A 14,992-nucleotide genomic window follows, 5' to 3' on the forward strand; every position below is an offset into this window, starting at 1 on the left:
TTAGAAAAAATTTGGATATTAATTTTTTCTGAATGAATATTTGCACTCACAAAGTTCAATAACTTATTGAAATGTTATCAAGAAAGGTGGAGGGATTAGACCCTGTGAAGCCTTAGCAACCCTTTATATTTAATAAAGAAGGTGCTACATTCTACTTAATTTCTAATTCATTTATTAGTATATTGGATAGATAACTCAACGTAATTACTCCTCTGTAGTTACAATTTTCTTTTTAACATTTTTCTAGTAGGGTACATCAGATAAACGATGGATTTGACTTTTGTTTTAATTTTTTATTAACTCAAAAAACAAGAAAAATGAGTACACAAAAATTCGCAACAAATTCGTTGCATTCAGGACATGACGTAACACAAACAGCAGGAACAAGAGCTGTTCCTATTTACCAAACAACTTCTTATGTTTTTAACGACTCAGAACATGCTGCAAGTCTTTTTTCATTAAAAGAATTAGGTTTTATTTACACACGGTTAAACAATCCTACCAACCAAGTTTTACAAGAACGTCTTGCTTCCTTAGAAGGTGGAACTGGAGCTGTTGTTTTTGCATCAGGAACGGCAGCAATCTCTACAAGCTTGTTAACATTATTAAAAGCTGGAGATCACATTGTTGCTTCTAGTAGTTTATATGGCGGAACTTACAACTTACTCAATGTAACATTACCTAGATTAGGTATTACTACCACATTTGTTGATGCCTCTAACCCTGACAACTTTAAAAAAGCCACGCAAAGCAATACAAGAGCTTTCTTTGTTGAGTCTCTAGGAAACCCTAAACTGGATGTACTGGATTTAAAAGCTATTTCTATTCATGCGAAATCTGCTGAAATCCCTTTTATTGTAGATAATACTGTTGCCACCCCTGCCCTATTAAACCCTATTGAACACGGTGCTAATATTGTGATTCACTCCCTAACAAAATATATTGGTGGTCAAGGAAATTCACTGGGAGGCGTTGTTATTGATGCTGGTACTTTTAATTGGGGAAATGGTAAATTTCCAGAATTTACAGAGCCTTCTCCTGGATATCACGGCTTAATATATCACGAAGCATTGGGAGCTTCTTCTTATACCTTTAAACTAATTTTGGAAGGATTACGCGATTTTGGTGGTGCATTAAGTCCTACCAATGCTTTTAATATCATTCAAGGCTTAGAAACACTAAACATCAGAATAAAGAAGCACAGTGAAAATGCTTTAGAACTAGCTAAATGGCTAGAAGAGCAAGAGGTAGTTACCTGGGTCAACTACCCTGGGTTAGAAAGTAGTAACTATCATACCCTCTCTCAAAAATACTTACCCAAAGGCCAAAGCGGTATTGTTACTTTTGGAGTGAAAGGTGGTTATGATGCTGCTAAGGTAGTAGCAGATAACACTAAACTTTTTTCTTTGCTAGCCAATATTGGAGACACCAAATCTTTAATCATTCACCCTGCAAGTACTACACACCAACAATTAAGTGAGTCTTCTCAAAAAACAGCGGGAGTAACCAACGACCTCATTCGGCTATCCGTTGGTTTAGAAGACATTGAAGATCTAAAAGCGGATCTAAAACAAGCTTTTACAAAAATAAAATAAAGATACTTGGTATAAATTTTAATTATCAAACTGAGCAATTTTGTATCTCCTTCTGAAGGGAAATGAGCTTACAACAATTGCTCGGCGCGATGCGCTTAACTCATTTTTAAATTGGCAACTGATTTACTTTATATAAACATCACTGATTTTACTACAGAAAGCGGATTCATTTTTGATAAAATTCCGTTGAGCTATCAAATTTTCGGAAAAGAACTAGGCACAGCTCCCATTATTCTAATTAATCACGCTCTAACAGGAAATAGTAATGTTGCTGGCTTACATGGCTGGTGGAAAAATTTAATTGGCGAAAACAAAGCCATAAATACTTCTAAATACACTATTTTATGTTTTAATATCCCTGGAAATGGATACGATGGCTTTTTAATTAATAATTATAAAGATTTTATTACCAGAGATATTGCCTATTTATTTTTACGTGGTTTAAAAAAATTAGAGATAACACAGTTATTTGCATTAATAGGAGGCTCTTTAGGAGGTGGAATTGCTTGGGAAATGGCTGCGTTAACTCCTAATATAACAAAGCACTTGATTCCAATAGCAACTGATTGGAAATCTACAGACTGGCTAATTGCTAATTGCCAAATTCAAGAGCAGTTTTTAACAAATTCTAGCAACCCTGTTCACGATGCTCGAATGCATGCTATGCTATGTTATAGAACACCGCAGTCATTCAAAGAACGGTTTCATCGTTCAAAAAATGTTCATTCAAAAATATTTAATGTTGAAAGTTGGCTATTACACCATGGCAAAAAACTACAAGAGCGCTATCAATTAGCCTCTTATAAATTAATGAATCAGTTATTAAAAACAATTGATATCACAAAAGGCAAAGACAACGCGGAGGCTCTAAAAATTATAACTGCCGACATTCATATTATTGGCGTTAACTCCGATCTATTTTTCACTGCTGAAGAAAATAGAGAAACTCACAAAATATTAGCATCAACACAAGCAAATGTGACTTATAACGAAATAGAATCTGTACATGGACACGATGCTTTTTTAATTGAATATGAGCAACTAGAAAAAATAATAGCCCCAATATGCAATCCAAACTCAAAAAGTAAAAAAATGAAAGTATTAAAATTTGGTGGAAAATCTTTATCCAACGAAGGAATCAATAATGTCATTTCCATTATTGAACAGAAAATAGCTCATAAAGAAAATATCGCCGTTGTTGTTTCTGCAAGAGGAAACGCTACTAACGAGCTAGAAAACATCTTATACAAAGCTTCTAAAAACGAGACTTATCACGAGCAATTAGATGCTTTTATTGAATATCAGAAAACAATCTCTAAATCTGTTGAGCTTTCTAAGGAATTTTCTCATTTAGAAAAACTCTTTGAAGGAGTTCGTTTATTAGGAGATTTTAGCCAAAAAATCAAGGATGACGTTTTAGCACAAGGAGAATTAATTGCTTCTAAAACAGTAGCCGCTCTCTTAGACGAAAAAGGTATTAAAGCAAGTACTATAGACGCTAGACAACTACTTAAAACGGATGAAAACTTTGGAAATGCACAGCCTTTCATAGAACTTTCTAAAGAAAATGTAATCAACCATTTTAAGAAATTCGGAAAAAATACGGTTCCTATTATCACTGGTTTTATAGCCTCTAATTTAAAAGGAGAAACAACTACTCTTGGAAGAAATGGAAGTAACTATACCGCTTCCTTGTTGGCCAATTATTTAAATGCAGACGAATTGCAAAACTATACACATGTTGATGGTATTTTTACAGCAAATCCAGATTTAGTTTCTGAGGCCAAAAAAATTGAGCAATTATCTTTTTCAGAAGCCAATGAATTGGCAAATTTTGGAGCCACTATCTTACATGCTAAAACGATTATCCCATTACTAGAAAAAAACATTAACCTTCGTATTTTAAACACTTTCAATCCAAATAACAACGGAACACTAATCTCCTCTAAATCAAATTCTAAAGGAATAAAATCACTATCTACTTTAGAAAATGTTTCCTTAATTAATTTCGAAGGAAGAGGTCTTCTTGGAAAAGTAGGTGTTGATGCCAGAATTTTCAAAGCTCTGAGTAATAAAAATATTAATATCAGTATTATTTCTCAAGGATCTTCTGAAAGGGGAATTGGACTAATTATTAACAGTGACAAAGCTCAAGAAGCCGTTATTGCTTTAGAACAAGAATTTGAAACTGATTTTTACACTAAAGATGTCAATCAAATTTCTATCATCAATGACATTGCAGTTATATCCATTATCGGTCAAGATTTAAGTGAATTCCATCACTCCTACAATGCACTTACAAAAAATCAAATAGTACCGCTACTATTTAACAACACTATTTCTGGTAAAAACGTAAGTTTGGTAGTAAAAAAATCACAGTTACACAAAGCTTTAAATGTAATTCACGGACAAATTTTTGGAATTGCTAAAAAAATAAACATTGCTATTTTCGGTAAAGGATTAGTTGGTGGAACTTTAATTAACCAAATCTTAGAAAGTAAGCAAGCAATTTTAAAAAGAAGAAAAATACATCTAAACATCTTTGCTGTTACGAACTCTAAAAAAGCAATTATAAACAAAGAGGGAATATCTCAAAAATGGGAAATCAAATTAAGTAATAACAAAGAAATTAAAGATGTAGTAGATACTGTAATTGACTATGCTAAAGAGCATCATTTAGAAAACCTGATTGCTGTTGACAATACCGCTAGTAATAGTTTTACTCAAAATTATATCCCTCTAATAGAAAATGGTTTTGACCTAGTTTCTTCTAATAAAATTGCCAATACTACAAGTTATCAATTTTACAAAAAACTACGAAAAACCCTCGAAATCAATAACAAATCGTATTTATACGAGACCAATGTAGGTGCTGGACTGCCTTTAATTGACACTATTAAGTTACTCCATGATTCTGGTGAAAACATCACCCGAGTGAGAGGTGTTTTCTCTGGCTCTTTGAGCTATATATTCAATCACTTTTCCTCTCATGAAATCTCTTTTAGCAATGTTTTACAACAAGCCATTCAAAAAGGGCTTACTGAACCCGACCCTCGTGAAGATCTATCTGGAAACGATGTTGCTAGAAAATTATTAATTCTAGCACGTGAATTAGAATTAGAAAATGAATTTGAAGACATTGCCATTGAGAACTTAATCCCTCAAAATCTTAAAAACTTAGATACCAAAGATTTTCTATCAAACCTATCTAGTCTAAACAATGATTTTCAAAAGAAAAAAATAACTCAAAAAGAAAATCATGTACTAAGGTATATTGGCGATTTACACGGAGACTTATCCAAAAATAAAGGAACTTTAGAAGTAACCCTACAATCTGTTCCTAAAAACACCCCATTAGGAAGCTTAAAAGCTGCTGATACCATTTTTGAAATATATACAGAATCTTATGGGCAGCAACCTATCGTTATTCAAGGTGCTGGCGCAGGAGCACAGGTAACTGCAAGAGGTGTTTTTGGAGATATTTTACGATTAGCAAAAAACAATTAAATTATCAATAGAAGAAAAATGAGTAACAAATTTGAAACCCAAGCCATTAGAGGACAACTAAAACGCTCTCACTTTTCTGAGCACTCTACTCCTCTATATATAACGTCTAGTTTTGTTTTTGACGATGCTGAAGATATGAGAGCTTCTTTTTCTGAAGAAAAGGAAAAAAACTTATATAGCAGATTTTCTAATCCAAACACAACTGAATTTATTGATAAAATAGTAGCTATGGAAGGTGCTGAATCAGGATATGCTTTTGCTACAGGAATGGCTGCTATTTTTTCAACTTTTGCTGCTTTATTAGATGCTGGAGATCATATTATCTCTTGTAAATCTGTATTTGGATCTACACACAGCCTCCTTACCAAATATTTTCCAAAATGGAATATCTCAACGAGCTTTTTTAATACAAATAATCTCGATGAAATAGAAAGATTAGTTCAACCGAATACCAAAATTTTATATGCAGAAACTCCTACAAATCCAGCAGTAGATGTTATCGATTTAGAAACCCTACACAAAATTGCTCGTAAACACAATCTTTTATTAATTATTGACAATTGCTTTGCTACGCCATATTTACAAAATCCTATAAAATTTGGAGCTGATTTGGTAATTCATTCTGCTACTAAATTAATTGATGGACAAGGCAGGGTTCTAGGAGGTATTACCGTTGGAAAAACAAATTTAATCCGTCAAATTTATCTATTTTCTAGAAATACAGGGCCTGCAATGTCGCCTTTCAATGCTTGGGTACTCTCTAAAAGTTTAGAAACATTAAGTATTCGCGTAGAAAAACATTGTCAAAATGCATTAGAAATAGCTACTTTCTTAGAAAAACACCCTAAAGTAACCTCAGTAAAATACCCTTTTTTAAAATCACATCCAAAATACAATATTGCCAAAAAGCAAATGAAATTAGGAGGTAATATTGTTTCTTTTGAAATTCAAGGAGGTATCAATGCTGGTCGAAAATTCATAAATACCATAAAAATGTGCTCGTTATCTGCCAATTTAGGAGACACCAAAACCATTATAACCCACCCAGCTTCTTCCACCCATAGCAAGTTAAGTTCAGAAGAACGACTAGAAGCTGGTATTAGCGATGGGCTTATAAGATGCTCCGTTGGTTTAGAAAATACAATTGATATTATTAACGATCTAAAACAAGCTCTAGAAAATTAAGAACTAAATAAAAAGTGTATTTTTGCAATATGCTTTCTAAAAAAACAAAATACGGCTTAAAAGCCCTAACCTTTATCGCAAAACAAGAAAAAGGAATGATGGTGCAGATAGCTACCATTGCTGAGAGTGAAAACATTTCTCATAAATTTTTAGAAAGTATATTGCTTACCTTAAGAAAATCAGGTGTTTTAGGTGCTAAAAAAGGCAAAGGGGGAGGCTACTATATGCTAAAAGATCCTTCTGATATAAAAATGACAGACATTATTAGAACCTTAGAAGGTCCTATAGCAATGCTACCTTGTGTTAGTTTAAATTATTACGAAAAGTGTAGTGATTGCCCTGATGAAGATTCTTGTTCTGTACATAAATTAATGATACAGGTCAGAGACAATACTTTACAAGTATTAAGAAACAATACTTTAGCTGATTTAGTCTAGTAAAAAAGTACTATTATTTTGTTAATTTTTTGAGAAAAGGCTTTGCTTTTTAAGAAGTAAGTGTACATTTGCACTATTAACCTAGTAACCCGATAGGGAAATTGGAATTAAAAATGATTATAAATCAATTTATAAAAAAGAAAGAAGACTCTAAGCTAAACAAGCAGTCTGAAAAACCACTGAGAAGCATTCTTAAATCAATCAGCTGGAGACTCATAGGAACACTTGACACCGTTTTAATCTCTTGGTTAATTACAGGAAAACTAGCATTAGCTTTTTCTATAGGAAGCGTAGAGTTAATAACAAAAATGATATTGTATTTCTTTCATGAACGAATTTGGAACAGTATAAAATGGGGAAAATAATGAGCATAGAAAACATCAAAAACATTAATGAACAACTAAAAAGTAAAACTCCTAAAGAAATTATAGAATGGGCGCTATCTATTGCAGATAAGCCAGTCATAACAACAAATTTCAGACCTTATGAAAGTGCTATCTTACATGCTGTCTCTTCTATAAAAAATGATATTGAAGTTATTTGGTGTGACACTGGCTATAATACCCTTCAAACCTATAAACATGCAGAAGAATTAATAGAAAAACTGGCTCTAAACATTCAACTATACGTTCCTAAACAAACAGTTGCTTATAGAAACAATATCTTAGGACTACCCAATATTGATGACCCAAAGCATTCCATTTTTACAGAACAAGTAAAGCTAGAACCATTTCGAAGAGCAATGAGCATACATCAACCTGACGTATGGTTTACCAATTTAAGAAAAGGGCAAACTGCTTTTAGAAACACCATTGACATTGTATCTAAAAGCAATGATGGAATTTTAAAAGTAAGCCCTTTTTATAACTGGTCTGATGAAAAATTGGATGCTTATTTACAAGAGTATAAGCTCTCTAACGAGCTCAATTACTTTGATCCTACTAAAGTAGAAAATAACAGAGAATGCGGTTTACATAGCTAAAAAAACATCGATCATGAATACAACAAATACATTACAAACAAACGCTTTAGAAAGCGAAGCCATATATATCTTTAGAGAGGTTATAGCTCAATTTGAAAAACCAGTATTACTATTCTCTGGAGGAAAAGATAGCATTACACTTGTTCGATTGGCTCAAAAGGCTTTTTACCCTGCTAAAATTCCTTTTCCTTTAATGCACATAGATACTGGTCATAATTTTCCTGAAACCATTTCTTTTAGAGATCGACTGGCTGATGAACTAGGCATTGAATTAATTGTTAGAAATGTTCAAGATAATATCGACAAAGGAAGAGTTAAGGAGGAAACTGGGAGATATGCTAGCCGAAATATGTTACAAACAGAAACGTTATTGGACGCTATAGAAGAGTTTGGGTTTGACGCTTGTATTGGAGGAGCTCGTAGAGATGAAGAAAAGGCAAGAGCTAAAGAACGTATATTCTCTGTTCGAGATGATTTTGGTCAATGGGATGAAAAAAACCAACGTCCTGAATTGTTCGATATGCTAAATGGACGAATTGATTTAGGGCAAAATGTTCGTGTTTTTCCTATTTCTAACTGGACAGAATTGGATGTTTGGTCTTATATTCAGAAAGAAAATATTGAAATACCTTCTATTTATTTTGCGCACAAAAGAGCTACTTTTTTAAGAGATGGACTTATATGGTCTGCAAAAGATGACATTGTTTATAGAGAAGATGATGAAGCTGTACAAGAACGAATGGTGCGCTTTAGAACTGTAGGAGATATGAGCTGTACAGCTGCCGTGCTCTCTACCGCTACAGATATAAACTCCGTTGTAAATGAAATCAAAATAGCAACAATATCAGAAAGGGGTGCTAGAATAGATGATAAAAGATCGGAAGCAGCAATGGAAAAACGTAAACAACAAGGATATTTTTAAAAAAACTAAGCATAATTCACCCTATTACAAAAAAAACGAATATTCAATACTAAAAACAATGAATGTACTAAAAATAGCAACAGCAGGAAGCGTAGATGATGGCAAAAGTACCTTAATTGGACGTATCTTATACGATACAAACTCATTGACAGATGATAAACTAGAAGCAATTCAAGAAAAAAGTAAACAAAAAGGCTTTGATTATTTAGATTTCTCGTTAGCTACTGATGGATTAATAGCTGAAAGAGAACAAGGAATTACTATTGATGTTGCGCATATATATTTTGCTACTCCAAAAACCAGTTTTATCATAGCTGACACTCCTGGGCATATTGAATATACTAGAAATATGGTTACAGGAGCTTCAAATGCTCAAGCTTCTATTATATTAATTGATGCGCGTAATGGAGTTATTGAACAAACTTATCGTCACTTCTTTATCAATACTCTGTTAAGGGTTAAAAACATCATTATTGCTATTAATAAAATGGACTTAGTTGGTTATTCTGAAGAGCAGTTTAATAACATAAAAAAAGAAGTTGAAAACCTAGCTAGTAAAAGCACTTATCAAGAGCAAAAATTAACTTTTATTCCTCTATCTGCTCTGAAAGGAGATAATGTTGTTGAAAAATCTGAACACACTCCTTGGTACCAAGGAGATACGTTATTAAATCATTTAGAAAACTTAGAATCAACAGATTTAGAAGAAACTTCTCAAATGCGCTTTCCTGTGCAAACAGTGATAAGACCTAAAACTGAAGAGTACCACGATTTTAGAGGTTATGCTGGTAAGCTGTATGGAGGAGACTTAACGGTTGGCGATGAAATTACAATATTACCCTCTACTACCAAATCGAAAATTAAAAGCATCCACTTTTTTGATAAAGAATTTTCACATGCCAAAAAAGGAAGTGCTGTTACTGTTACATTAGAAAACAATGTAAATGTAAGTAGAGGTGATATGTTAGTAAAAACGAATGAAGAACCCGTAATTGCAAAACAATTGAATGCTACTATTTGTTGGATGGATAAAACACCGCTACTTGCTTCTGACAAATATTTTATAAAACACGGAGTGAGCGATGCACAAGCAAAAATAATCTCTTTGAACAGTATTATTAGAACCGATTTTTCTGGAAGAAAAGAGACTCCTTCAGAAATAAAATTAAACGAAATAGGTGAAGTAACCTTAAAAGTAAGTAAGCCTTTATTTTTTGATACTTATCAAAAGAATAAAGCAAATGGAACTTTTATTCTCATCAATCCGAAAACAAATAATACCGCAGGAGTCGGTTTTATTCAATAAACATAAAATCATATGGCCATTATAATTACAGATGAATGTATTAACTGTGGGGCTTGCGAACCTGAATGCCCTAATACAGCTATTTATGAAGGAGCAGTGGACTGGAATTACAACGAAGGAACCTCATTAACAGGAAACATACAGTTACTAAATGGGAACTCAATAGATGCTAATGATGCTCAAGAACCTATATCGGATGAATATTATTTCATTGTTCCTGATAAATGCACAGAATGTAAAGGCTTTCATGAAGAACCTCAATGTGCTGCAGTATGTCCTGTAGATTGTTGTGTTCCTGATGACGAAAACATTGAAACAGAAGAGGAGCTTTTGGCTAAGCAAAAGTTTTTACACCATTAAAAATAATACAAGGCTTAGATAACATCATTTTATTTGAAATATAATATAAACTCATAAGCAACAACAATATGCAAAGTTTTAGAACAGAAATAGAAAACCCAATTGTAGAAAAAGATATTCTGGAATTAGAGCGTAAAATTCGTTTATTTAAAGAAGGTCAAATAGATGAAGAGCGTTTTAGAAGTTTGCGTTTAGCAAGAGGTGTTTACGGCCAACGTCAATTAGGAGTGCAAATGATTCGCATCAAATTACCTTATGGTAAAGTTACCAGTGAACAATTGCATAGAATTGCTGATGTTTCTGACGAATACTCAAGAGGTCGCTTGCACATTACAACTCGCCAAGACATACAAATTCATCATGTGAGTTTAGACAGAACTCCTGAATTGTGGGCACAACTAGAAAAAGATGATATCACTCTAAGAGAAGCTTGTGGAAATGCTGTTAGAAATATTACTGCTTCTGAAACAGCTGGCATTGACATAGAAGAACCTTTTGATGTTACTCCTTATGCTCATGCTACTTTTCAGTTTTTTCTACGAAACCCTATCTGTCAAGAAATGGGACGAAAGTTTAAAATGTCTTTCTCGGCAACAGAAAAAGATACCGCTTTGAGCTTTATACATGATTTAGGATTTATAGCTAAAACTAAAAATATAAACGGAAAAGAAACAAAAGGGTTTAAAGTATTATTAGGGGGTGGACTAGGATCACAACCTCGTCATGCAGAAGTGATATATGAGTTTTTAGAAACCTCTCTACTAATTCCAACGATTGAAGGAGTTTTACGTGTTTTTGATAGATATGGAGAACGAACTAAAAGAGCCAAAGCTCGCTTAAAATTCTTAGTTAAAGACTTAGGTATTTCTTCTTTTCTACAACTAGTTCAAGAAGAACAAAGCGCTCTTGCTTATCAACACTATCCAATAGACACCTCTCCTTTTGAAAAGGAAATTTCTTTTCCTAAAACTAAAATTCCTAACACAAAGATAGATGATTCTTTTGCTTTTGAGTTGTGGAAAGAAACAAATGTAATCCAACAAAAGCAAGCGGATTTATACGCTATCGGTATCAAAGTTCATTTGGGCGATTTTTATACTGACAAAGCTCGCTTGCTCGCTGATTTAATAAAAGAATACGGCGCCAACGAACTTCGTTTTACTTTACGTCAGAACATCTTAATTAGACATGTACGTAAAGAACTATTGCCTTTGTTTTACGTTAAGTTAAAAGCTTTAGGTTTTACAGAAGCAGGATATAATAGTGTAACTGATATCACTGCTTGCCCAGGTACAGATACTTGTAATTTAGGAATTGCTAGTAGTACAGGAATAGCCGCTGAACTTGAACGAGTTTTAAAATCGGAATACCCTCAATATGTAAATAATAAGAATATTACCATCAAAATCAGTGGTTGTATGAATGCCTGCGGACAGCACAACATGGCACATATCGGTTTTCAAGGAATGTCTATAAAAGTAGGAAACTTATTAGCTCCTGCCTTACAAGTGCTTGTTGGTGGAGGCGTTATAGGAAATGGAAAGGGTCGGTTTTCTGATAAACTTATAAAGATTCCTAGTAAAAGAGGCCCTGAGTCTTTACGTCTTCTATTAAATGATTTTGAAACTCATAAGCAACCCCATGAAGATTTCTTAGCTTATTATGACAGAAATGGAAAAACTTACTTCTATGATTTATTAAAGCACTTATCAGATACTTCTAATCTAAAAGAAGATGATTTTATTGACTGGGGGCATAGTAAAAACTACGTAAAAGCCATTGGAGTTGGAGAATGTGCAGGAGTTGTTATTGATTTAATTGCAACCTTATTATTTGAAAGCGAAGAAAAAATAGAAAATGCAACTGAGGCTTTCAACAGTAAGCAGTGGTCTGATAGTATTTACCATTCTTATTCAGCAATCATTAATACAGCAAAAGCACTATTAACTGCATCAGGTGTTAAAACTAATACGCAAGCAAGTATTGTTTCTAATTTTGAAGAAACTTTTATAGTTACTAAAAAAATTAAGTTACCAACAACATTTGCAGACTTTGTTTATCAAATAAAAAAGAATAAACCTACGGCTGATTTTGCTGAAAAATACTTAAACGAAACTAAATCATTTTATCAAACAATAGATGTATATAGAAAGGCATCTTTAGAAAAATAAAACAATGAAAAACCTACCTAAATTGACCGTAGTTGGCGCAGGGCCAGGGGACGTTGAGTTAATCACCTTAAAAGCGATCAACGCATTAAAAAAAGCGGATGTTGTTCTATACGATGCTTTAGTAAACAATGATTTACTAAAATATGTGAATCCTAATGCTGAAATTATTTTTGTAGGTAAAAGGCGAGGATGCTATCGCTATCAACAACAACAAATTAATGAGCTAATTGTAAACCGTGGTCATTCGCATGGACATGTAGTACGTTTAAAAGGCGGTGATCCTTTTATTTTTGGAAGAGGTGCAGAGGAAATCGAATATGCCGCTAAATTTGGTTTAGCAACAGCAGTTGTTCCTGGAATTTCTTCATCATTAGCTGTACCTGCATCTCAAAACATTCCGTTAACCAAGCGTGGAAGTTCTGAAAGTTTTTGGGTTATTACAGGAACTACAAAGCAACATCAAATATCAAATGATATTGCGTTAGCTGCAAAATCTAGTGCTACTGTGGTCATCTTAATGGGAATGGGAAAACTTTCACAAATCATACAACTTTTTCAACAAGAAAAGAAAGGGCACTTACCTGTTGCAATCATACAAAACGGAACTACTTCACAAGAAAAAGTAGGCATTGGTACTGTAAATACAATTCAGGACGTCGTTGATAAAGAGAAATTGAGTAATCCTGCAATTATAATATTAGGAGAAGTCGTTAACAACAGGAAAGAGCTTTACAATATTCAATCTCAAATAAACACCAGTATTGCCGTATGACTCAAAAAAAACGAAATAACCTCTACCCTATTTTCCTAAAAACACATGAACTAAATATACTATTAGTAGGGGCAGGAAATGTAGGATTGGAAAAACTAAGCTTTTTGTTAAAATCAAGTCCTGATGCAAAAGTTGAAATAGTAGCTATTGAAATATTGCCTGAAATAATCAATTTAGCTCAAAAACATCAAGTAGAAATTACCAAAAGCTTCTATAGCAATATTTACTTAAAAAACAAAGATTTAGCAATTGTAGCTACCGACAACCTTGAAGTTAACAAACAGGTATATAATGACTGTAAACAACATAATATATTAGTAAATGTAGCTGATACACCAAGCTTATGCGACTTTTATTTAGGAGGTATCGTAACAAAAGGAAATGTAAAAATAGCTATTTCAACAAACGGAAAATCTCCTACAACTGCTAAAAGATTACGTCAGTTTTTTGAAGAGGTTATTCCTGAAGATATCAATGAGTTGGTTGAAAACTTAAATAAGTTCAGAAAAACTATCAAAGGTAGTTTTGAGAAAAAAGTAGAAACATTAAATAAATTAACAGAAAAGTTAATACACTAAAATCATTATTCGCTATACCGTATGCCAATCTATACTAAAAATAGCATTTGGAACTTACCTTTTTTACAAATAGAGAATACTTTATAATGGTTTATAAATTAGAAAAAAAATGATTACAACAGACATACTAATTATAGGAGCGGGACCAACAGGATTATTTACTGTTTTTGAAGCAGGCCTGCTAAAACTAAAATGTCACTTAATAGATGCATTGCCTCAACCAGGAGGACAATGCTCCGAAATATACCCTAAAAAACCTATTTATGACATACCTGCTTATCCTGAAATATTGGCAGGAGATTTAACTAAAAATCTATTAGAGCAAATCAAACAATTTGAACCTGGATTTACATTAGGAGAACGTGCTGATACTATTGAGAGGCAAAATGATGGATCATTTATTGTTACCACAAACAAAGGCACCAAACATCATGCGCCAGTTGTTGCCATTGCCGGTGGACTAGGTAGCTTTGAACCTAGAAAACCTCCTATCTCTAACATTACCAATTTTGAAGACAAAGGTGTTGCTTATATGATTAGAGAACCTGAAGTTTATCGCAATAAAAAAGTAGTAATTGCTGGTGGTGGAGATTCTGCGCTAGACTGGTCTATTTTCCTAGCAGATATTGCCTCTGAAGTAACATTAGTGCATCGAAGAAATGAATTTAGAGGTGCTCTTGACTCTGTAGAGAGAGTTCAAGCACTAAAAGACATCGGAAAAATCAACCTAATAACCCCTGCCGAAATCAAAGAGATCTACGGAAAGGAACACGTTACAGGAGTCCAAATAGTAGAAAAAGGAAAAACCCCATACGTTTATGACACCGACCATTTTATTCCTTTGTTCGGTTTGTCTCCTAAATTAGGTCCTATTGCTAATTGGGGACTAGAAATTGAAAAGAATGCTATCAAAGTAAACAATGCATTAGATTACCAAACAAACATTCCTGGAATTTATGCTATTGGAGATGTCAACACTTATCCTGGAAAATTAAAGTTGATTTTATGTGGTTTCCACGAAGCTACTTTAATGTGCCAAAGTGCCTTTCAACGAATTCACCCAGACAAAAAATACGTAATGAAATATACAACTGTTGGAGGTGTAGAAGGTTTTGATGGATCCAAAAAGGAAGCTCCAAAAGCAGTAGTCAAAGCAATTAACTAATTTAATACTCTT

13 protein-coding genes and 1 riboswitch are annotated in these 14,992 nt (G+C 33.3%); all 13 genes read left to right on the forward strand.

The window, feature by feature from the left end; genetic code table 11:
* Positions 1–71 precede the first annotated feature (71 nt).
* Positions 72–197, forward strand: a riboswitch (SAM riboswitch).
* Positions 198–317: 120 nt separating this feature from the next.
* The 13 genes from MARIT_RS12475 (at position 318) to MARIT_RS12535 (ending at position 14,980) form a co-directional block, all read left to right on the forward strand.
* Positions 318–1,595 (forward strand): O-acetylhomoserine aminocarboxypropyltransferase/cysteine synthase family protein, encoded by a 1,278-nt coding sequence (locus MARIT_RS12475; protein ID WP_024741295.1) that lies wholly within the window; start codon positions 318–320, stop codon positions 1,593–1,595.
* Between the two features lie 111 nt (positions 1,596–1,706).
* Positions 1,707–5,102: a bifunctional aspartate kinase/homoserine dehydrogenase I gene (thrA, locus tag MARIT_RS12480; protein ID WP_100211679.1), complete on the forward strand. Its 3,396-nt coding sequence runs from the start codon at positions 1,707–1,709 to the stop codon at positions 5,100–5,102.
* A gap of 18 nt (positions 5,103–5,120) precedes the next feature.
* Positions 5,121–6,287 carry a trans-sulfuration enzyme family protein gene (locus tag MARIT_RS12485; RefSeq protein WP_100211680.1) on the forward strand — a complete coding sequence of 389 codons (1,167 nt, stop codon included), beginning with the start codon at positions 5,121–5,123 and terminating at the stop codon, positions 6,285–6,287.
* A gap of 29 nt (positions 6,288–6,316) precedes the next feature.
* Positions 6,317–6,724: an RrF2 family transcriptional regulator gene (locus MARIT_RS12490; RefSeq protein ID WP_100211681.1), complete on the forward strand. Its 408-nt coding sequence runs from the start codon at positions 6,317–6,319 to the stop codon at positions 6,722–6,724.
* A gap of 113 nt (positions 6,725–6,837) precedes the next feature.
* The gene (locus MARIT_RS12495) at positions 6,838–7,089 is read left to right on the forward strand and encodes a DUF2061 domain-containing protein (protein WP_024741291.1); all 252 of its coding nucleotides are present in this window, start codon (positions 6,838–6,840) and stop codon (positions 7,087–7,089) included.
* Positions 7,089–7,706, forward strand: a complete 618-nt coding sequence (locus tag MARIT_RS12500; RefSeq protein WP_100211682.1) for a phosphoadenosine phosphosulfate reductase domain-containing protein — start codon at positions 7,089–7,091, stop codon at positions 7,704–7,706. The genes MARIT_RS12495 and MARIT_RS12500 overlap by 1 nt, the downstream gene beginning before the upstream one ends.
* 13 nt (positions 7,707–7,719) lie before the next feature.
* The gene (gene cysD, locus MARIT_RS12505; protein WP_024741289.1) at positions 7,720–8,628 is read left to right on the forward strand and encodes a sulfate adenylyltransferase subunit CysD; all 909 of its coding nucleotides are present in this window, start codon (positions 7,720–7,722) and stop codon (positions 8,626–8,628) included.
* Between the two features lie 58 nt (positions 8,629–8,686).
* On the forward strand, positions 8,687–9,934 hold the full coding sequence (locus tag MARIT_RS12510) for a sulfate adenylyltransferase subunit 1 (protein ID WP_024741288.1): 1,248 nt from the start codon (positions 8,687–8,689) through the stop codon (positions 9,932–9,934).
* A 12-nt stretch (positions 9,935–9,946) separates the two neighbouring features.
* Positions 9,947–10,294, forward strand: a complete 348-nt coding sequence (locus tag MARIT_RS12515) for a 4Fe-4S dicluster domain-containing protein (protein WP_024741287.1) — start codon at positions 9,947–9,949, stop codon at positions 10,292–10,294.
* A 68-nt stretch (positions 10,295–10,362) separates the two neighbouring features.
* Entirely contained in the window at positions 10,363–12,465 is a 2,103-nt protein-coding gene (locus MARIT_RS12520; RefSeq protein WP_024741286.1) for a nitrite/sulfite reductase, read from the forward strand.
* Positions 12,466–12,469: 4 nt separating this feature from the next.
* Entirely contained in the window at positions 12,470–13,237 is a 768-nt protein-coding gene (gene cobA / locus MARIT_RS12525) for a uroporphyrinogen-III C-methyltransferase (RefSeq protein ID WP_024741285.1), read from the forward strand.
* Positions 13,234–13,815 (forward strand): precorrin-2 dehydrogenase/sirohydrochlorin ferrochelatase family protein, encoded by a 582-nt coding sequence (locus MARIT_RS12530; protein ID WP_100211683.1) that lies wholly within the window; start codon positions 13,234–13,236, stop codon positions 13,813–13,815. The genes cobA and MARIT_RS12530 overlap by 4 nt, the downstream gene beginning before the upstream one ends.
* Positions 13,816–13,924: 109 nt before the next feature.
* Positions 13,925–14,980 carry an NAD(P)/FAD-dependent oxidoreductase gene (locus MARIT_RS12535; RefSeq protein WP_024741283.1) on the forward strand — a complete coding sequence of 352 codons (1,056 nt, stop codon included), beginning with the start codon at positions 13,925–13,927 and terminating at the stop codon, positions 14,978–14,980.
* Positions 14,981–14,992 lie beyond the last annotated feature (12 nt).

The sequence above is a fragment of the Tenacibaculum maritimum NCIMB 2154 genome, from assembly GCF_900119795.1.
GTDB classification, from domain to species: domain Bacteria; phylum Bacteroidota; class Bacteroidia; order Flavobacteriales; family Flavobacteriaceae; genus Polaribacter; species Polaribacter maritimus.

Excerpts from the sequence above, each read along its gene's own strand:
- cobA (WP_024741285.1), top strand. The coding sequence starts at position 12,470 with ATGAAAAACCTACCTAAATTGACCGTAGTTGGCGCAGGGCCAGGGGAC.
- MARIT_RS12495 (WP_024741291.1), top strand. The coding sequence starts at position 6,838 with ATGATTATAAATCAATTTATAAAAAAGAAAGAAGACTCTAAGCTAAAC.
- MARIT_RS12520 (WP_024741286.1), top strand. The coding sequence starts at position 10,363 with ATGCAAAGTTTTAGAACAGAAATAGAAAACCCAATTGTAGAAAAAGAT.
- MARIT_RS12515 (WP_024741287.1), top strand. The coding sequence starts at position 9,947 with ATGGCCATTATAATTACAGATGAATGTATTAACTGTGGGGCTTGCGAA.
- MARIT_RS12530 (WP_100211683.1), top strand. The coding sequence starts at position 13,234 with ATGACTCAAAAAAAACGAAATAACCTCTACCCTATTTTCCTAAAAACA.
- MARIT_RS12535 (WP_024741283.1), top strand. The coding sequence starts at position 13,925 with ATGATTACAACAGACATACTAATTATAGGAGCGGGACCAACAGGATTA.
- MARIT_RS12510 (WP_024741288.1), top strand. The coding sequence starts at position 8,687 with ATGAATGTACTAAAAATAGCAACAGCAGGAAGCGTAGATGATGGCAAA.
- MARIT_RS12485 (WP_100211680.1), top strand. The coding sequence starts at position 5,121 with ATGAGTAACAAATTTGAAACCCAAGCCATTAGAGGACAACTAAAACGC.
- cysD (WP_024741289.1), top strand. The coding sequence starts at position 7,720 with ATGAATACAACAAATACATTACAAACAAACGCTTTAGAAAGCGAAGCC.
- MARIT_RS12500 (WP_100211682.1), top strand. The coding sequence starts at position 7,089 with ATGAGCATAGAAAACATCAAAAACATTAATGAACAACTAAAAAGTAAA.
- MARIT_RS12475 (WP_024741295.1), top strand. The coding sequence starts at position 318 with ATGAGTACACAAAAATTCGCAACAAATTCGTTGCATTCAGGACATGAC.
- MARIT_RS12490 (WP_100211681.1), top strand. The coding sequence starts at position 6,317 with ATGCTTTCTAAAAAAACAAAATACGGCTTAAAAGCCCTAACCTTTATC.